This is a genomic window from Bradyrhizobium glycinis (assembly GCF_016031655.1).
In the GTDB taxonomy this organism is placed as follows: domain Bacteria; phylum Pseudomonadota; class Alphaproteobacteria; order Rhizobiales; family Xanthobacteraceae; genus Bradyrhizobium; species Bradyrhizobium glycinis.
The window spans coordinates 1-22463 of the sequence record NZ_JACCHQ010000017.1 but is presented as its reverse complement, the minus strand read 5'-3'; the positions used below and the strand labels follow the sequence as shown (position 1 = coordinate 22463).

The window sequence follows — 22463 nt, the reverse complement described above, 5'->3', positions numbered from 1 at the left end:
GGTTTGGCTCTGGAAGCGTTGCGCCTAGCTCGCCGCTCCGCCTCTCAAGAACGACGGTAGCTTGCATCTTCAACCAAATCCGTACCGGTTCTGGCCGGACGACATGGCGCTCCGTCCGTCCGAGGCATGCAGCAACAGCGCCCGGCTGGACTGCCTCGCGACAAGGTGAAATAGTTTCCGACCGCAATTTTTGCGGGTTAATGCTTTTGAGCATGGGGATAGTTATGGGACAGTTTCACGGTCGTGCATTTTCACTCGCGTCGGTTCTGGCCGGCATTTGCTTGATGGCGCTGCTATGCAGCGCCTGCACGCGCGCCGAACTTGTCGATAAGGCCGATGCTTACGATCAGGCCATCTGGGATTCCAGTAACAGGCAGATCCTTCTCAATGCAGTTCGCGCGAGCCAGCGGGCGCCGATGTCCTTTGTCGGCTACGGCGATGTGCTGGCAAGTCCAAACTTCTCCGGCAGCGCCGGCGGCGCATTCAACTTCTCGCCTTCGGGTCTGACCAACTACGCGCTCAATCCCGGTGTTTCCTACGCGGGCGGCTTTTCGCAGTTTACTATCAACAATCTCAACCATCAGGAATTCGCAAAACAGATGCGAAAACCCGTCGACCCCAAGCTAGCTCAATATTTCCATCGTCTGGGCTGGCCGAAAGAGATGGTGGATCTGCTGCTAATACATTCAATCTACATGTCATCCGCTGAACACGCGCAGCTTATCGGTGCCGTTCGGGCCAAATGCAACACCAATACCGAAACTCGAACAGTTGAGTTCTGCGCCCAGCTTGAAAAGGATGGCGACGCCTACGAGGATTGCAAGGCTCGCAGATTGACGCTTGATGGGCCTGAGATCCTCAACACGGCGCGCGAATTCTGTTCGATGAACAAGTTTCAATACACGCTGCGAATGCTTCGTTTCCTCAATAAGAGCTACCGTGAGCTGCCCAGAACACCCGAAGGCATGCTCTACTATCTGGGTGAATTGATCGCTGCACAAAACTATTCGGTACAGCACTACACACCCAAGCTTTTCATTGTGAGCCAGGGTCAGCACCGGCTCGTTGACTTCTTCGTCGTGCAACAGGGCGCCTCGCCAAACGCTGCGGTTCAGGTCTCTTTGAATGGCGATGGCTTTTACATACCCCGTCCACAGCTTGGCAGCATGGATGAGGCCCGGTCGCTGCAGGTTATGGACCTGGTATCACAAGCGATTGTCATGGCGACGTCAAAGGATAGCCTGCCCAAAACCAATAGCGTGAGCCTCGTCGCTGTACGTTGATAAATCTCCGGTCGAACCGACATCCCGGGCGCGGTTCAATCGGCTTCATGAGGGGCCGAGTGAGTTGCTCATGCATGGGCGCGTCCATTCTCTATCGACCAGAACCTGACTAAGGACCTTGGAACAGCAACATGGCGGAGCGCTTCATCTTACCGGTCCTGTCGATTGCCGTCGGATTGTCTTTGGCCTTCAGCCCATGGGACGCGCTTGCCGACAGTCGGACCCTTCCTGCCCCCTTGTCGTCGGCGATCCCTTGCAACGACCTGACTGGGAATTGGCAGTTCATTCCTATCCCGCTGCCGGAGCGGAATGTAACCCACATCATGGTATCGCGGGCGAAGGATCGGGTCTTTGTCGGGACCCCGGGCGGCGTAGCTTCATATGACGGGATCATCGCGCGAGCACCGCAGTTCGTAAGCGACGAGGCCCAGCAGCCCATCTATGTGAATTCCATGGTCGAGGGCGCCGACGGCGCGGTCATTGTCGGGACCATCAACGACAGCCTATGGCGATGGAACGGAGACGAGATCGTGGCCCTATACGGTGCCTGCCCCCGCGGTTCGGGCGGCTGCCCGAGAGGGGAATGGGCGTTGGCAAGGTCCGAGGACGGCTCGATCTATGTTGCGTCCAGCTCCTTCGCTCCCCGGCAGACGGATGCGCTCGCGGCTTTGAAGGCAGTCGTCACTGAGCCTCTCGTTCCCGTACAAGCCTCGGCTTCCTTCCTTGGTTTTGCAGGAGAGGAGCTGGTTGCAACGACCAATTCCGGGTCGATCCACTTGATTGACCGGAGCTCCGGAAAGAGCATGCGTCGGATCGATCTCGCTCTGCCCTCTGGCGCGTTCGTCCGGAATGTTTCTTATGCGCGCGGATTGATCCTTGTAGGGACCGATAAAGGTTGCATCGGCGTCGAACTCACCGACAAAACAGCGCCGGTTGCCATTGCCGACGGAAACTGCAGCTCAGTCTATATGCAGCGGGACGGCACGTTCTGGCTCTCCACGGACCTGCTTTATCGGCACGACCGGAACGGTTGGATGCGCTGGTCGCCGGAGCGCAGTGGGCCGCTCACCGCCGGCTCCGTCGTTGAAGACAGCCTTTCAAATATCTGGATCGGCTCTTCTTTGGGGCTTTGGCGTTATTTCGATGTTTCGCGGGATCGAAAATTCGGCGGCCGGGTATCGTCGATGGCTCCCGATCCGAACGGTGGTCTCGCCGTCGGCTTGGAAAACGGCGAGGTATGGCAGCTAAGCCGGGCACTCGAGGCGACGCAACTCGAGCTTCCCGCCGCGACCGAACTACCGCCTTCGCCTTATTATCGCGGCGCGCTTCTTGCGAACGATCCGGCCGGCAAACTCTGGGTGTTGAGCGGCGCCGGACTTTTCACCGTCTCCGGCGCAAAGGCCGAGCGGATCGCCGACTATCCTGTCCCCGGTTCGGACCGCGTCGGCGCTCCCTCTTCACTGGCGGTCTCGTCCACGGGTAAAGCATGCGTGGGCCTCGTTTGGTCGACCGCCGTGCTCTGCCTATCGGACGGAGCATGGAAAAAGTCAGCAGAAGTGACTGGACAGGTTGGAGGCTCGGCTGTCGGCGCGGTGGCCTTCGACAATGCAGGCTCATTGCTGGCCGTAGGCGTTCAGAGTATCACCACCGCAGCCGACGAGCCCAAGGAGTTTGGACCATTCAGCCCCACGCCGTTCGGCAAAAACCATCTCTTCGGTGCGATTGCCTTTACACCGAACGTTGATGGTGCCGATGTAGTTGCCTCCGGCGGATGGGGCGGAACGGTATTCTTAAGAAGAAATGGAAAGGAGTATTCCGACGTCGGGCACGGTGGGGCCGACGTGCAGGAGCAGCCCTATATCATTCGGCAGCTCGCCTCGCATCCCACGCTCGGTCTGCTCGCCGGTGGCGATTCGGGCCTTTTCCGGTGGGAAGGTACGCCGATGCAAGGCGGGTGGAAAAGTCTCAGAGACATTGATCCCAGGCTTGCTCTTCCCATCGCCGGGGTGGTCCCGTCGACCGATCGGGCCTTCTGGGTGGCGTCGGATTCCAGGGTGACGTTGATCGACCTGCCGACGGCGGCCCCGAAGGTCCGAGTTGGACGATCGCCTTCCGCGGCGACGATCAACATCAATGCAGTTACATATCATCTAGCGATCCCGGGACTCGTCGGGGTTCCTTCGGCGAAGACGACAACCCTCGCTTACGATCCGCCGATCGCGAATGCGGCCCGACGCATCGACGGTCCCGACAATCGGCTGGACCTTTCCAACCTCGACGACCGGACAACCTACCGACTGACCGCGACCGTGACCGACGGCTTTCTGAACGTCGGACCGCCGGAATCGTCCGGTTTCTCGGTGAGGTTGCCATTCTACCGCAATCCATACGAACTCGTTATTGCGGTTCTGGCGGTTGTGGGGCTGCTCGGCCTGCTGCTTACGCGTCGCGGGCCGACCGGTTTCGTACTGCGGCGCATTGGAGGCCTCAGATGGTCGACGGAGAAGTCGGACCCACGGTTCGCCGTCGAGGTCACGAGCGTCGGCCCAGATATGGTTCGCTACGAGCTGGAAGCGCCTTCAGCGTTGACACCTGTGCAACTCGAGGTCGACGTGCCGTCGGCTCAGCTCGACGGGATGCCGAAGGAGGTACTTCCTCATCTGCTGCGCATAGCCGAAGGCCACGTCCGCCCCGCCCAAGATGACTTCGAATCCGCTGTCGGCCGCGCCAGCCGGGTTCTGGGTGAGGTGGCTCTGCCGGAGAGCCTGCGTTTTGTCACCAGCCAGTTCGACCACGGGACGATGAGCCTCGATCTTTCGAAATCGTTGCTCTGGTTGCCGCTCGAGCTTGCCGACGACGGAGGCGGCGAGTTGGTGCAATTGCGATACGCGATTGGTCGCACCGTCTCCGCGGATATCCTTGCCGAGGCCGATCCGCCGCGGTCGCCAAGACTGAAGGTGGCAGTCTTCGCTCCCCATGTCGACGCATCAGATATCTCACTGCCGCACATCAAAGCCGAAGCACAGGCGGTCGCGGCGGCGGCGCGATCGTGGGGGGCCGAAGTCACTCTGGTCCGGGCGGACGCGACCAAAGCCGAAGTGATTGATGCTCTCTGCAATGCTCATCTCTTTCACTATGCCGGACACGCCGAGTTCGTCCCCGACACGGCCGGGCAGAGCTATCTGCCGATCCGAGAGGATCGGATTATGGCCGAAGAAATTGCGAACGCCCTCAAGTCAAAGCCGCACAGTCTGATGCTCGCCTTCATCAACGGGTGTGGCACCTCGCGCGAGGCGAGCTGGGAGCGCAGCGCGGAGGTGTACGGATTTGCGTCCGCCTTCGTGAACAATGCAGCATATTTTATCGGAGCCCAATGGCCCATCGGCGATGAGTTTGCCGCTTCCTTCGCTTCGGAGTTTTATACTCGGCTGTTTCCGCCGGCCTATGACCTTTGGTGGCGGCTCGTGCGACGCGACCGACTGCACGGCGTGCCGTTCGCCGAAGCGCTCCGGCTGGCGCGACGTCATTTGCGGGAAATGGGTCCTGATGCGACGCAAACATGGTCATCCTACGTCTTCTACGGTGATCCAACGAGACGACTCGTGCTTCAGTAGACGGACGGCCAGACTCCAATGGATAAGGATACGGTAAATGTTGCGCAGATACGCGATCATTGAAGCTCCGAAACGGTTGCGCTCGGGCGCGGCTTCGCCCAGCGGGACCACTAAAGCCGGATACCCTAATATTCGCATCCGCGCGGCCGACCTGTCCAAGCGCGACGTTCTTGATATCGAGAAAGACCCGAGCGTCGAGGACTTCGGTCTCATCATGCCGACGCGCTTGATCCGCCCGGTGAGAAAGCAGCAGGTCGATGTGACGGCCGCTTTGCCCGCGGCTTGGGGCATCGTCGCCGTCGGTGCAGATCGGGTGGACCTGGACGGATCCGGCGTCGCCGTAGCGGTCCTCGACACGGGGATCGATAGGACCCATGCGGCTTTCGCCGGCCTGGATATCGAAGAGGAGGACTTCGGAGGCTCCGGCAACGGCGACAAGAACGGCCACGGAACGCACTGCGCCGGCACGATCTTCGGGAAGGACGTGGGACAGGTCCGCATCGGTATCGCTCGCAATATTCGCAAGGCTTTGATCGCCAAGGTATTCCCGGATGGGGAGAGCGGCGATTCCTTGTCCATATTTCGCGCCTTGGAGTGGGCTGCGAACAAGGGCGCCAACATCGTCTCGATGTCACTCGGGTTCGATTTCCCCGGCATGGTAAGTGAACTCGAGAAGGACGGCTATCCGACTGAACTGGCCACCTCGATCGGGCTCGAGCATTTCAAGGATAATCTTAGAATGTTCGATTCCATGATGAGGGTCATCGAAGCCGGCCGTGCATTCGGACGCGGCCCTTTGGTCATAGCCGCTTCGGGAAACGAGAGCCAACGAAATCGGGATCCGCGGTTTCGGATATCGGCGTCCCTCCCGTCGGCCGCGACCGGCGTGATCTCTGTTGCTGCTGTGCGTAATGCGGGCGGCTCCCTCGAGATCAGTGATTTTTCCAATGGGCGCGCGAAGATCTGTGCGCCGGGCGAGGAAATTCTGTCCGCGGCCCCGAACGGAGGTTTCGCCACCATGAGCGGCACCAGCATGGCCTGTCCCCATATCGCCGGTCTCGCCGCGCTCTGGTGGCAGAAAGTGGCTTCATCCGCGGTTAGGCCGAACGCCGAAACGGTCGCTCAGCGACTGGTCACATCTGCTGTCACCGCTCCGCTTGCCCACTTCGATCCCGACGATTCGGAGGTTGGTTTCGCGGTCGCCCCAGGGTGAACCCGAGCAGTCACGACCAGCCGGTGAGATCTCTCGCGCCAGCTGGGGCCAATTCTTGTTGTTCCGTTGACAAGGCCGATTAAGGGACCGGCACTCTTGTCAGATAAAGATCCACGAGGGCTTGAAGGGCCTTCTCATACGAACGCCAAGAGTTACAGGTAGCTCCTTATCCACCTACACATTTGACACGCAAGCGTCGACGCCGGACATCAACTGCCGCCACATCTTTTTCTTTGTTGATCAGCTCGTTGAATTGACAACGCAGAGGACAAGGCATGTCGTACTACGGCTATAGCTGCGATCGATCTTAGTTGCTTCGCTCTACCCCGTTCAGACTGATCGGGCTGCTGCACCTATACCTAAGACGACTCTGACAAAGATTTCCTTCCGTCCGGCATGTTGTTGATTCGCGGGGCGCGCACAGGTCTGAGCAAGTCCGCAGTTAGCTTGATGGCACCGATTCCGTGCACACAGGCCTTGCGCAACGTCGAACTTTTTCCGTGAGAAGAGCACCTGTATCAGCGCTGGTGCTCGCAGAAGCTACGCTGAACTGCACGCGATCGGAGCGATCGAGACCTGTGCCGGAAATGGGACGCCGTTGGTTTGACCAGCCGGACACTGGCATTTTCGAGCGATCCCTCCGGAGGATGCACTTGTTGAGGCATCCCGACGAGCCCAAGGAGCGTGAATGAGCGCTGCGTCGGCTAAGAATACTTCGAGGCATTTGACCTGGACCCCGCTTGACAACGCCAAGTCTACGCCGCCGGCGTTTAATAAGGGCTTGGTCAACTACCAACGCCGCCAATTGATCCCGATAACAGTTGCATGTCACCTGTTGATAGCGCCGCTGGTGTGGCCCGGACCCTCGACAGCCAGAACAGGCGTGCTGATGGCCGATAATTCGTGCGCTCGCGTAAGGAGACAGCGTGCAACATCAACCATACCCGGCGGTATAACGGCCCTGAGAGACGTGCGGGCCACTACTTTCGCAAATGCTGCGTGCTGAGATTTGCAGCAAGAGCACCCTCTCCTTCCTCATGGACTTTCACGATGCGCTTTCCGGTGGGAGTGCCAAACGCGCAAACTTCAAGGGCTTCTGGGTGTCAGGCCTCTCCTTTGCGAGTTCCGTCGGGTACCGCGACGCCAACGAGGCTCCTGGAGCCAACTCGTCTATGTCATCGAGCTATTGGTCGACGCGACCGAATCACCGGTCCTCGTTGACAGCGATGGGAGTTTCGGCACTTGCGCACCTTGTAGCGCGCAAACTTCGCGAGCGTGGCGCTGCCGGGATTGCGCCGGAGGCCTCCTGTTTTTCGAAGATGAACTCGTTTGTCGGCGACAGGCATCCGTTAGCCAATATCGATGAATTATCTGGCAGACTAGGCACAGTAAAGGATGGTGGCGCGGATCCAGGCGCCGATAGCGGCCCAGGAATGGAGGAAGCCACGATGCGCGCAAGCGCCCAAGCCGCGGCGGGCGCTGACGCAAGCCTGATTCACTCGAGCGAGAGCGCCCAGGAGGAGATCCTTTCGTTCGCAAGCGCCGTCTTTTTTCGAACAGGATACGTTACACCGTCCTATGGCCTGCCAATCGCCCAACGCCAATGCAGTTGCTCCACTCGACGAATTTATGGAGTGGTCCGCAGATCTATTGGCCGACAACGGCTTCATCTCAGGCTTTCGAATGAAGCAAACCGCCGCGGACTTGACCGCGGATGGCCCACGGCTTTTCAAGACGATGAAAATTCTCCGCTTCTCAGTACCGACCCTGAAGGCAACGCTCGTTCCGGCGCTGGACCATGTTATCAGATCCGGAGCCACGCAAGCGTACACGGAGGAACTGCTTGCATTCGGGTGGAACGGCGGGGCCTTCAACTGGCGGCCGTGCGATGTGACGACGCCACGTGGTACGAACTCGACAACACTGACGAGCTACGCATTGCTGAGCACGTCTTCGCAGGGACGCCCATGGTCCCAGCCGAGCAGATCAGTCGCAACAGGAATGAGAGTGCAATGCTAAAATACCTTTGGGATCCAGCGAACGCGATAACCGCTCTGGGCCTTCTTCTTTCGTCCGTGAGCCTATTCTTGGTACTTTCGGATCACCTCGACCTTGCCGTCGCGACGGCGCTTTGGGCTGTCCTCTCAGATCACCTCGATGGGGTGGTGGCCGGACGCACCAAAAACCGAGACTCGCACTTTGCAAGAATGGGCAAGAGCCTCGATGGCTTCGGGGACATGATCTATGGCGCAGTCTTGCCGGCGACAATCGTGATTCAGCTCAGCCAGGCATCGCTTGCCGCTCTGGCAACTGCGAGCGCATTGCTGATGGCAGCCGCAATTAGGCTTAGCTATTTTGCAAACTTCGGGAAGTTGCCAGATGGACGCTTCTTAGGTGTCCCCCTATCATACGACATGCCGCTTCTTGCCTTGTTTTTCCTCGTCAAGCCTCTCATTCCTCCCGAAGCGTTTACGGCGATCGTCAACGTTTGCTTTTTGCTGCTCGCAGGAGCTCACGTGGCATCTCTTCGGGTGCCATCACCGAACACCGCAATGTATGCGGGAATCAGCATCTTCGCCGTCGCGGCGTCGGCCGTTTTGGCCGGTCGTTCGCTTTGAAGTCGCCCGCGAGCGGATCGAGAGACGTTCTGCCAAACTGAGCGTGAGCACAGCGAGTGAACTGTGGCCATCGCTACGAACGGCACCCGTAAGTGCCAATCACGCAAGTTGGAGGACAGATGCCGTCCGGCATCAGGTCGCGTGTGCGGACGCATAGGAGACCGGTTGTCGGCGCGAGGAACTGTCGCGCGTCACTACATGTGTGTCGATTTTGTTGTGTTCTCGACCCAGGCTTGTTGGCCAATCCGCTACTTGGCCTCACCGCTCAAATAGTGAAGAGCAAGCGTAGGCTCCTTTTTTCAGCCGCTCGACAAAGTTGGCATGATGCTTGAAGTCTTACCTTGCGAGCTGTGGGACGCTGCTGATCACCATTCATATCGTGGGTGCCCACGAAGCGGAATGAAGGAATTGAAGCGATATGCTCTGTCTGTGTCTGATCGCAGTCTGTAGAAAAGGAAATATCGGCAAGTCGCTCCTCTCGCGCAATGCGCTCGCAGCTTCTCCAAGCCTGAAGGAGACGATCATCATCAGCGGCCGCACCCCGACTGTCAGCTCCGCCAGCCGGATTCACGACCTGCATTTTGAGGCAAAAGACGCCTGGATCGAAGAACTCGATCTGGCGCACTTTCAATTCGGCGGCAAGCAAGAACTAAATTGCAAGCGACACAACCGCCCTCGCCACGCTGCAGGTTCAAACCTTCAGGGGGCATCATTATCGGCCCATCTTCGCGAGCTCGTGCGCTCCACCAAATCTGCCTTGTTAAGAGAAGCCTCTCGCGGGCGTTCGGCTGCGGTTTGTGCGATTTCGAGGGTGTACGAGCCTGCAGCTGAACGACTGCGGATCTCAGTTAGGAAGACCTGCTCCACGGCAGCAGTCTCAGGGCTTGTGTCGGTACCAATGCAAAGGCTATTGGCATGAGCGAGGAAGCCAGCCATTCGCAGATTGATTGGAGCGCGCTCCAGGAAGATGAGGATGCTCATTCCCTCTTTCATAGGCTTGGTGTTGAACCGATCATCAATTGCACCGGCGTTCGCACGCTATATGGAGGTTGCAATCCGACGCGAGCTGTTCGTGATGCAATGAGCGCCTCTAGTCAAGTCTTCGTTGATCTAAATGAACTGGCGGAGGCAATTGGCCAGAAGTTGGCTGCGCTGACCGGCGCGGAGTGGGGTCTTGTGACTGCTGGAAGTGTCGCAGCGGTCAGCCAGGCCGTCGCTGCCTGCGTGGCTGGTAACGACCCAGAAAAAATGCTGGGGCTGCCGTTGCGGGGAGACAAGACGGTGCTTGTCGCCGCCGATCAAAGGATGGCCTACGAGCACGCAATTCGCGCAATCGGGTGCACGGTCACCTCGATTACCCAGGCGTCAGACCTCGACCGACTTCCACGCGAAAGTATTACTGCAATATGCTTGCTTGGGCACGCCATTCCAACTTCGGCGCTCCCCTTCGACGAGATTGCGGCACGAGCGAATCAACATCGAATTCCGCTGATTGTCGACGGAGCGGGATTAGCCCCAAGCTTTCCGAATGTTTGGCTCAGCAGCGGAGCCGATCTCCTTATTCATTCGGGCGGTAAATATATTGGCGGGCCACAGTCGACAGGCTTCTTGCTCGGCTCGGAAAGGCTCTGCAGAGCGGCCTATCTGAACGGGCCGCCTGGCCAATCATTTGGTCGATCAATGAAGGTGGGCAAGGACGAAATCGTTGGCGCGTACATCGCGCTAGAGCAATGGGTGGCGCAAGGCGAAGCTGCTCGCGCAATGACTCGATGGCACGCGTGCATTTCAGCACTAAAGCGGGAGTTTCTGGGCGTGCCCGGGCTTTCTGTCCACGAAATTGACCCGGATTGTGAATTCTGCAATCCCCGCATCGCGGTCTCCTGGGACGTCAAGCGGATCCCGGTCAGCTCCGACGTGATCGCCAACAGATTGAGCCGCGCGCGTCCACGCATTGTGTTGCATGACTGTTGGCAGGGCCCGCAGCGGATCGTGATTGATCCTACCAATCTGAGCACAGCTGAAGCCGGAATCGTTGGCCGTTCAATCGTTCGCGTTCTCACAGACACCCCAGCAGTGCAGCCCGAGCCGCCTGAGGTGACATTCGAGAACGTTGCAGGCGTATGGGAAATCTCGATCGAGTTCCTTCACGGCACCGCTACGCACACCGTTGCTCTTTCGCAAGACCGGCAGACGGTTACAGGGACGCACACCGGCGCGAAAGGTTCCGGTAGCTGCCGGGGGGTGATGGTTGGATCGAGCTTAGAGCTGGTCTCGCGATTGCCAGGCGATCCCATGGCAATGGATTACGAGTTTAAGGGGGCCGTAACGGACGATGAACTGAGGGGAATTGTATACCTGGGTGCATCCACAGAGAAACACAGTCGCGGTGTGACGTTCAAGCGGCAATTTGGACAAGCGCAATGGCGCGGTCGGCGCGCATCCTGGCAATCATAAAACAATGGAGAACAAAATGTGCGCTGCTGGTCGGCCGTCCTTTGGAAGCTTCTCCGAAGTCGCGCAGGCTTATCCGAAGCGCCCTCCCTATTCACGGCGAGTCCTCAAGATCCTGGTCGAGCACGTGAAAACGCTGACAGACAGCCCGATCTTTGCGGACATTGGCGCAGGTACAGGTGCGACCGCCTATGCCTTGGCTGACATGGGACTTTCCGGCTACGCCATCGAGCCCGATAGCGAGATGGTTGCGACGGGCAAGAGGATCGGTGCTGCCCGTCCATCCGTCTCTTGGATTAACGCTCCTGGTGAGTGTACGGGCCTCGCCGATGGTTCGCTAGATTGGGTTTGCTACAGCACGTCATTCCATTGGACGAACACGAGCGATGCCCTTCGCGAATGCATGCGAATCTTGCGGTCGCGTGCGTTCTTCACGATTACATGCTTCCTTACTGATCTTGAAACCGATCCCTTTCAGATTGAAATCGAAAGCCGGATACGTGATTTGGCTCCGGCCTTGCGGCGGGCGCGTCCTCCAATTGTTGGGGAGATGTCGACTTACGAGACGCTCCTCAACCAATATCCAGGCTTGGGAAACTGCATTGCTCTCACGAGCACCGAAGCGGTGCCGATGACGGAGGAGCAATATATCAATTACTGGAAGAGTTCACATGACATTCCAAGTCAGGTCTCCCCAGAAGTTTGGAACTCCATCCTGCAAATGATCGCAGAGACTTTCCGCAGCAGGCGGCCCGCGAGCCTGCGATTTCGCTCCGCGGCATGGCATGCTCAACGCGGTTAAGGGTGCCACGGGGCGAGCCAGCCTTCCAAGACGGATAGTCAAGCTCGAATGCCGGTTGTCCGGCAGGCGGCCATTGTGACGTCCGCTTTGAGCGACGACTAAGACTCGCGATCCGGCCGCTCACATGAGAACAGAACCAAGAGAGGCAGCGATCATCCGCAATAGTGACAAGCTTGTTGTCGCGGCACTGGGCGGCGCCGAAATTATCAACTACGGCACGCTGTATTATTGCGTAGCTGTCGTTGCGGGCCACGTCGCCGCCGACTTCGCGATCTCAGACGCAGCAATATTTGCATCGTTTTCTTTTGCTCTATTTGCGAGTGGGCTGATGTCGTTTCCCGCCGGTTCTCTGATGGACCGATACGGCGCCGGCATAACGATGAAGATCGCCTCGGTGGCGGCGGCGCTTAGTCTGGGATTAGCAGCTATTTCCTGGAACATCATCGTATTCATGCTAGCACTGTTTGGCATGCAAATCGCGTCTGCTTTTCTGTTCTATGAGGCTGCCTTTGTATTGCTTGTGCAGCGGAACGCGCTCCGTGCAAGACGACACATCATTCTGTTGACATTGATCGTTGGCTTCTCGTCCACGCTATTTTGGCCGCTCACGTCCCTCCTTCTGAATGTGCTCTCCTGGAGAGAAGTTCTCGCCCTCTATGCAGGATGCAATATCTTTGTTGCCCTGCCGTTAATCGGATTCGCCCATGACCTTCGCTCTCCAAGCGCGGACAACGAGAACAATAGCGAGAACTTGCAAGTCGGCTCGCAGCGCTCCCCAAGAGCTGTTGATCTTGTATTGGTAACGACCGGATTTTCGCTCACCACTTTTGTTTTTTCGGCACTCCTCGGCCAGATGATCCCAATCCTCTCTGCGATTGGCCTAGGTCAGGGGGGAGCGATGATTTCAGCGCTATTCGGCCCTTCACAGGTCCTAATACGGCTCTTTGCAAGTTCGCTCAGCGAGAGGATGGGCGCAATTCATCTCACCATTCTCTCATCCGTCCTGCTCTCCGTGGCCACGGCTGTCGTTGCAATGGCTTCGGACTCCATTATGGGAGCTTCCGTCTTCGTCGTTTTACTTGGATTCAGCTCCGGTCTAAACAGTATCTGTCGCGGAGCGCTGCCTTTATCGATATTTGGGCAGAACGGCTATGGACGTCGAATTGGGTTGATCAATGGCTTTCGATTGTCCATGGCGTCGTTTGCCCCATATTTCTTCAGTTTCACCCAAACCCACCATGGCACGATCGTAGCCTTGACCGCGCTTGTGGCCTGCGGATTTTTAAGCGTCCTTGCATTCGTGCTCGTCACTATCCGACCAGCAGGACCCGCTTCGCGCGATACAAACAATCAACGGAACTCCGAGTGATATTGTGCTGCCTACGGTATGATCCGAAAAAAATGTGAATCGGTTTTCCGGAACGATCATGCGCAAACAGTAACCTGGAGCGCGGGCGCCGGCGAGGACCGGTACAGACGGCGGCATGGGTCGGGGCACCCCGCTGCGCCTCCGGAAGCGGCCACTCCAAACGGGACGACCATCGACCGGGCGCCGGCGGGGACCGACGCGGACGGCGGCACGGTCGCGGCTCCCCCGCTGCTCCTCCAGAAGGGAGGGACATCATCACGGCGACATGGCTGTCGTCGGCAAAAACCACTGTGGGAGCGTGTCTAAGGGGAAAGCTGAGCCTAGACCCGGTCTCGAACTGAAATTGTCTGCCTGCGCGCGGCTCCAGAAAGAACGCCCGACCGCCGGCAAAGGACACGCCCCGCGCCGGCGGGGCCGCCGCTTCTTGAGCCGGCGACCCCTAGCCGCGAAGGCAGCGTCTACGCGAGACACCGTCACCTCCACGGCTGCTGTCAGGATGAGCGCTGCCATTCTTCAGCGACAACAAGGTTTGCTCGTTAGCCTTACCGATCAAGGTTTCCACGTCGGCGCCGCTGCGGGCTGGCGCCGTGCTCTGGTACAATCCATCTCCCATTACGGAACATTTTTGTTTGAGAGGATCATGTCGCGTTCGCTTGAGTTGATCGTCGACGGCTATATCAGACTAAGAGATCGTGACGCGCTTGAAGGACTTCTGGCGCATAGGCAGCAGTTGCGAAGGCAGCTCGTAAGCGTTACCGGCGTCGATCCCGGACAGGCTATCGCTTTTGTCAACCAAGAGATCACGATGATCGAAGCCGCGCTTGCGACGCTCGCCCCAGAATAGGCAGAGGCGGCCACTCAGTGGAGGCGAACATCTGTTGTTTTCCAAGGCCGATGCGCCGAAGCCGACGACAGTGTCAGCAAGATTAACCAAAATCAGGCATTGAAAACGGCTGACAACGACTTGCGCATAGCTTGCTGGCACCGATCGAACGAAGCCGCCGCACCGAGTATGTGGGCGCGACGGCTGCGCCTAGGGTTCGGGCAATGTCCGGTGTGCGGAAGTTGGCTCTCTAGGGCGCCGCTGCAATCAAACCTTCGCATTAAGCTTGATGTTGCCGCTGCGGGTTAATTCTGGAACTGCAGCATGCCGCGATAGTCCGGCGAGCAAGTGCGCGATGGCCCTCAACGTTCGCGGCTTCCACCCGCTTTTGACAGAAAAGGGCTCTCGACATTCAGCACGGTGCGACTGCTCTCAGAAGTTGTATCGCGACATATCTTCGACCTGATCAACTTAGATGGGAGTACCCCAGGATGCCTGGACACAAAACGGGTTCGAACATTTTGACTATCATGACAGGAGGAGCGCTTCTTCTTTTGGGAGCGGCTATTCTCGTTTCCTTCTTCGTTTTCGGTGTAATTGTCGATCTAAGAGCTTATCGCGTTGGCGTTAACGGGTGCGCCTGCATTCTTTTTGGATTGGTTCTTTTGTGGTGGGCGTTTGGTGAGGGCAGCGACTGGGGGATCGGTTTTGAAACCGTTACTATGACTGTCGCCGTTGTGGCGGCGGTCATCGCAATTTTGACGTTAAACGTCGCCCCCTGACTTCGATCACCCGGTCGGCAATCGGGATGTTCTAGGCTCGTGAGAAAAGAACCTTGGCCGGGATATCCCGGCGACGACATCGACTTTTGTCCGGCCGGAGCGCGTCGTTCCCTGTTCGCGCCTCGCGCCACGATCGGTTGGCGGGTGTCCAGATCGGCGATACTATCGGAATTCTATCGCAGAACAGGGGGCTGTCCCGATGACAGAGCGCGAAGCTTTGATTCACCTGCGGACGCTGATAGCCGTCGCATCGATCAGCGATGACGCCGAAGACATCCGGAAACTCCTGATCGAAATGGGCCGGATCGTGGACAAGGTGTTGCCTCCGAAGGGGCGTCAGCCGACGTCCGCCGGGTCCGGATCATAGAACTGATCGTCGCCGTTCCACTTCCGCGGCGGCTGATGCTCGTCACGGCTGGCAAAAATGACCGTGTCGTCGTGGTGATATCCCGGCGCGCGCGGCGATCCCAGAAGCGATGCATGGACGACATCGGGCCGAAGCTCCGCATAGCGTTCTGGAAGGTCATTGTCCGGCAAGCCCACAAAAGACAATCGGTCCCTGGGACATGCGTAAATTCAGACTCTCCGAAGTCGTCAGCGGCGACGGTATCTAAGTTACAAGCGCTTACCCCATTCGCCCGGCGTCCTTGCTCGATCTCCAAATCCAGAAGGTTTTCGCAGAGGGGTTCGCCGGTTTCGAGCGCGGCATTAAGAATCCTTTCAGCGATCCGGCCTTCGTCAAGCGAATGGCGCGCCGCAAGGCGCGAGAAGGCCGGAATTGCGACCCTGAACGCCGATGCGATAAACGCGCGTTTCACCTTCCTCCCGCGGTCGTCCGCCCTGTCCGAACAGGTCGATATTGCAGCGCTTGCACAATTCAGAAATGCGCGGCTCTGGGTCGCGGCAAGGCCGATATCCGCCGCGATTTCGCGCGCAGTCATGGGCTTATCTTCTGCGAGATGCCGGCCCCATGCGACCCGTTCGTCGTGCCAGTCGATACGACGGCCGACGGCCCCAAAGTCAGGCTTCAGCATTTGCATGCTTGATCCCGGCGCCGAGCTCCGCGCCGCTAGCCTTGAGCGTGTAGAAGGAAGGGCGCGTTGACCTTCTCGATGTGGATCCGGCCGTCTTGAACCGGTTCGATGTGGGCAGCGAGTTCGACCAGCTTGCGTGCCGCTTCCGGGTTGGCGAAGGAACGTCCGGCTGTGAGTTTCATCCTGGGATCAGGCGGTGCGTAGTCTGAATGTGGTCATCTAGGGTGCGGTTGGTGACTACCTCACCGCAGAAGGAAAGCGCTTTGTCATCCGATCAGCGCGAAATGTGGATATCGGCGGCGTCCGGCTGTAGCGGTCGTTCGCCATCGAAGTCGAGATGCGATAGCAGGGCGCCGATCCCGAATAACAACATGCCGCCGATCCAGATTAGGCTCGTGGCTGCGAGATACGCCGACGTTCCCACCCCGATAGAGCCGGTCAAGCCCATCAAGGATCCGGCGTTGAACAGCAGTCCGGCAGTGCCCCAAAGCCAAAACAGGACAGAAAGAAACCCGCGGCCTACGCCCTGATGGCTTCGCAGCCGAAATGTCCGTTCCCACCTTTCGCCTGAAAAAATCCCCATGGCTCCCCTCCCTCCAGGCGTGAAAATCAACCGCAGAGGTTGGACGAAAGCAATAGCGCTTCATCGGACACGAGACGATTTTTTCCGCCTTGCTTCAGAGGAGGTGTTTCAGTGCCTTGCCGCGCCAGGCGCGGCTCCGGCGCCGGAGCCAGAGCGGCCATCAGAACTCACGCACCATGGGGCGGATGGCGCAGTTCTTCGCCTCGATCCGCCGCCCTCGTCTGAGGTGTATTTCGTTGCGCGATGACTGTGCGATGCAGGAAATCGTCCGAACCTCAAGAAAGTGCGCCACCAACATGCGGCAAGAGCATGCTGGAATTGGATCTGGGGACAACGAACGCGGGAAATCATAGGCATGGCAGCCACCATGCTTTCAGCCCCCTAGAAACTGTTGCGGAGGACTTCAAGGAAGCCCTCCTGAGACACTACACCTTCGGGCGGCGTAAGGCCGCGGTTTCCATCCGAAAAACGCCAGCGACTGCCCTCTTCTATCTGTTCTTCTGGAGGACGGGCAGGGCTTTTCCTCACCGTGACGAGAACGCAGCCATGATTGTCTTCAGCAGCTTCGCGACGTAATACCGACTGCCCCCGCCGACCTTAAGTTTTTCGAAAGCGACTGATCGTTTGTGAGTTTCGCTGCTAACCTCCACGCCGACGGGCGTCTGCGGCACCTTCCGCTTTCGCGCCTTCGACCGGTCGGACCTGGCTCATAGAACCTGGCGGCGACGCCCGCTGTGCCGACTTGAATTGCGCTGCGACGATGCCCGTCTAGCCGCAGAACAGGCGGGGTAGGCTGGCCCTACTACCCGACGGGGATTGCGGGGATCGTCATAGCTTGGGGCGCCTACACCACGCAACGGGGCGTTGTCAAGCCTACCGAAAGCGAGCCTCATCCCCACTCTTCCGCGCCGCTGACGGCCGAACGGCGCTCGCTCACCTTGCCGCTCTCTCAGTTGCCTTCCCGGGCGCTGCGGCAGCCGAGCGTGAGCGATCTTGGTCGCTATCGAACGTCACCGGGAGCTGTCGGCGCACCTTCCGCAGCGGTGGCGGTTCCCGACAAGCTTGAGGATCGAGGCTGCCGATGAGATCTCCGCGAGGAGACATCAGGATTTCTCGGAGTTGCAGACACGCCGATCCGTTCCGAACCGACAACCACAGCTGCCGTCGTGGCGCCGACGCGCTACGTCGCGAGCTGCGAAGAGTGGCAGGGAACCTGTGGCTGGCAACCAAATCGGTGTTGCAGAAAACACGGCCGAATGGAGCAGGTTTTCCTCAGCAACTGGCGAACGCGATCGAAAAAATTAGTATGCGCAGCCACCTGCCAGCGGACCTCGTGAACGACAGTTGGCTGGGCGGGGGGGCCTTGGCCCGCGCTTTGTCTCGAAAGCGCCCTGATTATCGGAATGCAGAACCCAGGCGTTAACAGCTGTGTTGTAGACTGGTCCTACGTGCGCTAGTGTAGTCCGCTTAGGGCGCGACGGGAACCCCCAGATGAGAGATTTCGACGTCCGACAGGCTCTGCGGCGAGATCTCGATGAACAACACCGCGGTGATGGACGAACGCGCATCGTCGAGGAGATGGGCATTTGGGCTGGCTCCGTCCGCGTCGACATTGCGGTAATAAATGGAGAGCTTTCCGGCTACGAGATAAAAAGCGCCCGCGACACGCTCGCGCGGCTGCCGGCTCAGCAGGAGCTCTACAGCCAGGTTTTCGATCGCGTCACTTTGGTCGTTGCCGATCATCATTCGAAAAAAGCGTCGGCACTTATCCCCGATTGGTGGGGAGTAATGATCGCCAGCATGGCAAATGGTCTGGCAGTGCGTCTGCAGCAAGATCGGCCGAGCTATGGAAATCCGGGCGTTGATGCCCTGCAGGTTGCTCGTTTGCTTTGGCGACCAGAGGCCGTGGCGATCTTGGAGCGCCACGGGCTCGTTAAGGGATTTCGCAGTGTAGTCGCGGACAAGCTGTACCGCCGCTTGGCTTCGGAACTTCCGATCGAGCTCCTCAGGTTTGAGGTGCGTGGAGCGCTAAAGGAGCGTACTAGTTGGTTAAGGAAGTCGGTCGACGATCAGAGCAAAATGTCGGTTGGCGTTGATCTCGACCCATTGCGGTCTGCCGCCGGCGCTGACGCCAGGATTGCTTGCGATCATTGATATTCGCTGGTCCCCCCAACAGCCGGGCAAACCGCCGAAATCACCTCGCCGAACAAGCGTCCGAGCATGCGCTCGGTACTGATCGCCCATGGGCAGACCGGACGCGCCGGTAGTGCGTTTCCCTTTGACCATGACCCAGTTGTCGTCGACCGCGTAACGAACGCTGACCGTTGCTGCCGCCATCGCCATGCCGGGCGGCTCAGTTAGGTCTCGGTGAGATATTCCGAAGTCCGCGTAGTCGACGGGCTTGCCACGCTGTGAAAGGTTCCGCCACGTCAGCCAGTCAACTCGGGGTACCACCGTCACCCCCGGACCAAGCTGACCAAAATCCTTGGGCGCCGATGAGCTCGCGAGCGTAACAGACCGCCAAGTGCTTCCGGGCACATTAGCTTGGAGGATTTGGCTCAGGTAGCCCGCAAACGATCCGGGATCGAATTCGGCCACGTGACCCGCGTCAACAAGCAGGTCGATGTCGGTTTCTGGTTGCTGCAGCTGTCGCTGTGCGAACGCCGTTGCGGCTGGAAGCTGGCTTGGCGTGCACTTCAGCATCAGACCAGGCCCGCCGCGTCCAATGTAAGAGCGGGCTACCTGGTTGTAGGCCGGCGTTGCACCCATCTCGATCACGGGGACGGCAGGCACACCAGCGGCTACCAGAGCTCTGATCATGCTGTTGAAGTCCTGCGGCCCACCCGTCACGTTGAAGTTGAATGCGCCGTCGATAAAACACCGGCGTCCAGTCCAGGCTGCAGTCATACGCGTTACGAATGTCGCGGGCGGCTTTTCCCCCACGTGGAACACAGGCTCGATCCTGTCGCGCTGCGATGCTGGAAGTTGAAGGAGCGCAACCGCTTCGCCGGTTTTCGTCTTGAGCATAGGGCGATAAATGAACGGCATTATTGACCTCGAAATCATTTGCAATGCGCGTAAGCGCGCCAGGAGGCTGGAGCTTCACGAGAGCGGCCACTGTGTCGGCTCTCGAAAGACGCGGCCTTATTTGCGCGCCGGTTCTGGCTGTCGCGAAGACTCCTTCGCGCGGGCGGGTGCGGTCGTCCGCAATGGCTGAGGTGCACGGCTTGGCTCCAGCAGACGGCCAAGCTCGTGTCTCGACCTGAGGTCCTGCAAGATCACCTCTGGTGAAGGCTCTTCAGTCATGCGCCAAGTGCTCCAAGAAGCGCGGCCCGGCAACGGAGGCAAACCCAACCGGATTTCGCAGCCCGCCAATCCCGTGGGGGAATCGAAGAAGGTGAAGCATCGCATGGCAAGCGCGCCGTTTTTCGTCTCGGAAGCAGCTCATTTAGTCGAAACTCATACTCGTAGGCCGATCTCACGAGGAAAACCGCATGCTGCGTGACGCGCGAGGCAAGCAGCATCTGATCGCGCGCGGGCGGGACAGCTGCGCGCCAGGCGCCCGCCAGCCCCGCAGATGAGCGATTAACAACGCTTTGACGAACTCAGGGGCGGTCTGGACAAATTCAGCGGCGAGATCGGCGGCGGCGGGTTGCATGCTCGGGCATGCCAGGGTCTAATCGGCGCAGCAGGGGGCGACTACGATGTTCGGATGGGGACGATCAAAGAAGCCAGTGTTGCCGTCAGCCAAAGAGGCTCTGGACAATCTCTTTGAACCTTTGGCGTTGCTGTCGGCTCTTGACAAGCTGCTTCCATGGTACCTGAAAGAGACAGATGAGGGGCGGATTGTCTATCCGGCGTGCAACCGCACGCTGAATGACGCCGGTGGAAACGTTCGAGCAATTTGGAAGCACACTCGGCTTGAAGCCTGCCGCTACGTCATGATGGTGCCGAGGCGCGACGTAGATCTTCTGGTTAGTGCCGTGCGCCAGGCCGAAATGATGGACGCCTTTCTCAGGCTACCTCGGCACGAAGATACCGTTGTCGAGTTCAAAGGCGTTCCCCTTGTCGATTATCCGACCGCAATCATCGCGGGCCTGAATTGGCTCGATCGCTGCGCGTTCCTCGCCGGCGTCGATCCTAACAAGTTCAGCCGAACGGGACGAGACTTCCGACGCTTGGTAGCCCTCGCGCAGCAATGGTGGGCGATCGAAAATGCGGGATCACGCTGCAATGAGATGCTCGCGAATCGTCAGGTCCCGCCACTGATGTTTTATCTGATGTGGCAGAGCTACACGCGCTTGGCCAAGGAGATTGCGATTGCTGCGATATATGGTTCGTCACTTGATCGCACCATCGAGAGGGACCGGGAACATCTTGAGAGTACGCTCAGTTCGCAGCCTGACAAAATGCAAACTGCACTCTCCGCTCTGACCGAAACCACATCCAGGTTGAAAAACGCTTCCGATTCAGACGATTTGGTCCGATCGTAGCCGGGCGGATTCATGCGGCTCGCGCGATCATAAGAAGGGCAAAACGAGCCTCTGACCAGCGCGCTCAAATCTTTGCAAAAGGCTGGTCGAAGAAGACCGCAACGTCCTGAAGATCTTCCGCCCGTTCCGCCGCAAGGTTGGATAGGCCGCGTCGACGAACCCGCTTGAATGGGGCGAGAAATAAATCGGCGGAGGCGAATAGCCTAACTGCGGCAACAGCTTGATCGAAAGCAAGCCGGTCAGTGTCCGGAATGAACCCATCCGGGGAAGGGTCAGACGGGCCAGGGGCGACGCCTACCTTCATTTTACCGTGACCGTTTCGATCGGCCGCCGCTTCGCGTAGTAGTTCCTTAGCTTCACTCGACAGACCTTCGGCGTGATCCTGTATTCCTGGTAATCCCGCGGGTCCATTCGCCGATCCCAATTGACCGCGCAGCCCCGATTAAGGAAGGGTTCTTGTACAGATTGATTTGCAGGTCCCGCGTAAAGGCCCGCTTGAAGTCGGGCAGATTGTCGTATGTGGCGATCAGCCCTTTGCCTTCACCACTTGCGGAACTTCTTTGCCTCATACTGCGCTAGATCGATGCTGTTGAGCGCAACGGGCGTGTTTGAAATATAAGCCGTCGCGGGCTTGCCGGCGGCGATGTGTTTTTCGATCTCTTCAACGGACCCGCTAGCAGAAGTCCCCGTTGGAGTGCTCAGTCTTGTCCAGAATATTCCAACCAGAAGATCCCAGTCTTTCAGCACGCGATCGTTGATCAATGTTTGCGCACGATCACCTAGGTCCGGCGAGGAATGAGTCTCCCAGCAAACGGATGTTAAGATCGTCTTTGTCGATAGTTCCAGGCACTGATGATCTCCCGAGCAACGTTACGTTCGTTCAGAACGTCGCCCGGCGAGGCAATCATGATCGGAATAACGGTGGCTATGTATGCCATCTCCTACCCCTCTCTCATGCCCTCGTAAGCTACTTGTAGAAGATCGTCCAAGCCCAGCCGATCATCCGTTTCTCTGAGTTAATGGCGTTTAGCCACCTGACGGGCGACCAGCGGGCTTCAATCAGCAGCTGGCCGCCCTCGATGAAGAAGCGGTAGTCCAGCGAAAGTAAGCGTCGTTTTGATCCCACCTTCTCGTGGCGTGAAGGATAAGCGAGGTTCACGATCTCTTTGAAGGGATCGGCTCGTGTCTATGCTTGACCATACGCTTAAGTCGGATGTGGCAACGGGCCGGTTGGAGGTGATCACAGAGACCGGACGACGCCGTTGGTTCTCCAAGGACGACAAGGTCCGGATTGTCGAGGAGACGCTGGTCCCAGGCGCGGTCGTTTCCGACGTTGCCCGCCGACACGGGCTGACACCCCAACAAGTGTTCACCTGGCGGCGGCAGGCGCGCCAGCTG

Annotated in this window: 19 protein-coding genes and 1 pseudogene; 13 read left to right on the top strand and 7 right to left on the bottom strand. The window is 58.6% G+C overall.

The features are described 5' to 3' along the window. Nucleotides 1-224: 224 nt before the first annotated feature. From HZZ16_RS22990 to HZZ16_RS37305, 5 genes and pseudogenes are all read left to right on the top strand, one after another. Nucleotides 225-1283, top strand: a complete 1059-nt coding sequence (locus HZZ16_RS22990) for a hypothetical protein (protein ID WP_197952002.1) — start codon at nucleotides 225-227, stop codon at nucleotides 1281-1283. 131 nt (nucleotides 1284-1414) lie between these two features. Continuing rightward, on the top strand, nucleotides 1415-4897 hold the full coding sequence (locus tag HZZ16_RS22985; protein ID WP_197952000.1) for a CHAT domain-containing protein: 3483 nt from the start codon (nucleotides 1415-1417) through the stop codon (nucleotides 4895-4897). 37 nt (nucleotides 4898-4934) lie between these two features. Further along, nucleotides 4935-6110, top strand: coding sequence for a S8 family peptidase (locus HZZ16_RS22980; protein ID WP_197951998.1), 1176 nt, complete (start codon nucleotides 4935-4937; stop codon nucleotides 6108-6110). Nucleotides 6111-7102: 992 nt separating this feature from the next. After that, a pseudogene (locus HZZ16_RS38310) lies at nucleotides 7103-7600 on the top strand (phosphoenolpyruvate phosphomutase); the annotation flags it as partial. A gap of 522 nt (nucleotides 7601-8122) precedes the next feature. Beyond that, nucleotides 8123-8728, top strand: coding sequence for a CDP-alcohol phosphatidyltransferase family protein (locus HZZ16_RS37305; RefSeq protein ID WP_246510318.1), 606 nt, complete (start codon nucleotides 8123-8125; stop codon nucleotides 8726-8728). Between the two features lie 265 nt (nucleotides 8729-8993). Here the strand turns inward: HZZ16_RS37305 and HZZ16_RS22970 are convergent, their stop codons facing one another. Beyond that, a complete protein-coding gene (locus HZZ16_RS22970) occupies nucleotides 8994-9374 on the bottom strand; it encodes a hypothetical protein (RefSeq protein WP_197951994.1) in 381 nt (126 codons plus the stop codon). Nucleotides 9375-9643: 269 nt separating this feature from the next. Here HZZ16_RS22970 and HZZ16_RS22965 point away from each other — a divergent pair, with 269 nt between their 5' ends. The 5 genes from HZZ16_RS22965 to HZZ16_RS22945 all read left to right on the top strand — a co-directional run bounded on the left by HZZ16_RS22965 (nucleotide 9644) and on the right by HZZ16_RS22945 (nucleotide 14955). Next, on the top strand, nucleotides 9644-11182 hold the full coding sequence (locus HZZ16_RS22965; protein WP_197951991.1) for a PLP-dependent transferase: 1539 nt from the start codon (nucleotides 9644-9646) through the stop codon (nucleotides 11180-11182). After that, a complete protein-coding gene (locus HZZ16_RS22960; protein ID WP_197951989.1) occupies nucleotides 11136-11981 on the top strand; it encodes a class I SAM-dependent methyltransferase in 846 nt (281 codons plus the stop codon). The genes HZZ16_RS22965 and HZZ16_RS22960 overlap by 47 nt, the downstream gene beginning before the upstream one ends. A gap of 124 nt (nucleotides 11982-12105) precedes the next feature. Further along, nucleotides 12106-13350 carry an MFS transporter gene (locus HZZ16_RS22955; RefSeq protein WP_197951987.1) on the top strand — a complete coding sequence of 415 codons (1245 nt, stop codon included), beginning with the start codon at nucleotides 12106-12108 and terminating at the stop codon, nucleotides 13348-13350. A gap of 496 nt (nucleotides 13351-13846) precedes the next feature. After that, on the top strand, nucleotides 13847-14194 hold the full coding sequence (locus HZZ16_RS37300; RefSeq protein WP_246510317.1) for a hypothetical protein: 348 nt from the start codon (nucleotides 13847-13849) through the stop codon (nucleotides 14192-14194). Nucleotides 14195-14664: 470 nt separating this feature from the next. Beyond that, complete coding sequence (locus tag HZZ16_RS22945) at nucleotides 14665-14955, top strand: hypothetical protein (protein WP_197951985.1); 291 nt, start codon at nucleotides 14665-14667, stop codon at nucleotides 14953-14955. A 254-nt stretch (nucleotides 14956-15209) separates the two neighbouring features. On the opposite strand, the gene HZZ16_RS22940 is transcribed toward HZZ16_RS22945, so the two are convergent. The 3 genes from HZZ16_RS22940 to HZZ16_RS22930 all read right to left on the bottom strand — a co-directional run bounded on the left by HZZ16_RS22940 (nucleotide 15210) and on the right by HZZ16_RS22930 (nucleotide 16572). Beyond that, complete coding sequence (locus HZZ16_RS22940) at nucleotides 15210-15995, bottom strand: hypothetical protein (RefSeq protein WP_197951982.1); 786 nt, start codon at nucleotides 15993-15995, stop codon at nucleotides 15210-15212. Between the two features lie 29 nt (nucleotides 15996-16024). Further along, complete coding sequence (locus tag HZZ16_RS22935; protein ID WP_197951980.1) at nucleotides 16025-16171, bottom strand: hypothetical protein; 147 nt, start codon at nucleotides 16169-16171, stop codon at nucleotides 16025-16027. A 92-nt stretch (nucleotides 16172-16263) separates the two neighbouring features. Continuing rightward, the gene (locus HZZ16_RS22930) at nucleotides 16264-16572 is read right to left on the bottom strand and encodes a hypothetical protein (RefSeq protein WP_197951978.1); all 309 of its coding nucleotides are present in this window, start codon (nucleotides 16570-16572) and stop codon (nucleotides 16264-16266) included. A gap of 1491 nt (nucleotides 16573-18063) precedes the next feature. Between HZZ16_RS22930 and HZZ16_RS38305 the strand changes: the two genes are divergently transcribed. Then, complete coding sequence (locus HZZ16_RS38305) at nucleotides 18064-18726, top strand: sce7726 family protein (protein WP_197951976.1); 663 nt, start codon at nucleotides 18064-18066, stop codon at nucleotides 18724-18726. On the opposite strand, the gene HZZ16_RS22920 is transcribed toward HZZ16_RS38305, so the two are convergent. After that, a complete protein-coding gene (locus tag HZZ16_RS22920) occupies nucleotides 18622-19620 on the bottom strand; it encodes a beta family protein (RefSeq protein WP_197951974.1) in 999 nt (332 codons plus the stop codon). The genes HZZ16_RS38305 and HZZ16_RS22920 overlap by 105 nt on opposite strands. A 686-nt stretch (nucleotides 19621-20306) precedes the next feature. On the opposite strand from HZZ16_RS22920, the gene HZZ16_RS22915 reads away from it, so the two are divergent. Continuing rightward, on the top strand, nucleotides 20307-21065 hold the full coding sequence (locus HZZ16_RS22915) for a hypothetical protein (RefSeq protein WP_376707584.1): 759 nt from the start codon (nucleotides 20307-20309) through the stop codon (nucleotides 21063-21065). A gap of 540 nt (nucleotides 21066-21605) precedes the next feature. Here the strand turns inward: HZZ16_RS22915 and HZZ16_RS22910 are convergent. Beyond that, complete coding sequence (locus HZZ16_RS22910) at nucleotides 21606-21827, bottom strand: hypothetical protein (RefSeq protein WP_197951969.1); 222 nt, start codon at nucleotides 21825-21827, stop codon at nucleotides 21606-21608. Between the two features lie 205 nt (nucleotides 21828-22032). Then, nucleotides 22033-22224, bottom strand: coding sequence for a hypothetical protein (locus tag HZZ16_RS22905; RefSeq protein ID WP_197951967.1), 192 nt, complete (start codon nucleotides 22222-22224; stop codon nucleotides 22033-22035). Nucleotides 22225-22253: 29 nt separating this feature from the next. Here HZZ16_RS22905 and HZZ16_RS22900 point away from each other — a divergent pair. Continuing rightward, a partial coding sequence (locus HZZ16_RS22900) for a transposase (RefSeq protein ID WP_197949887.1) occupies nucleotides 22254-22463 on the top strand: 210 nt, incomplete at its 3' end.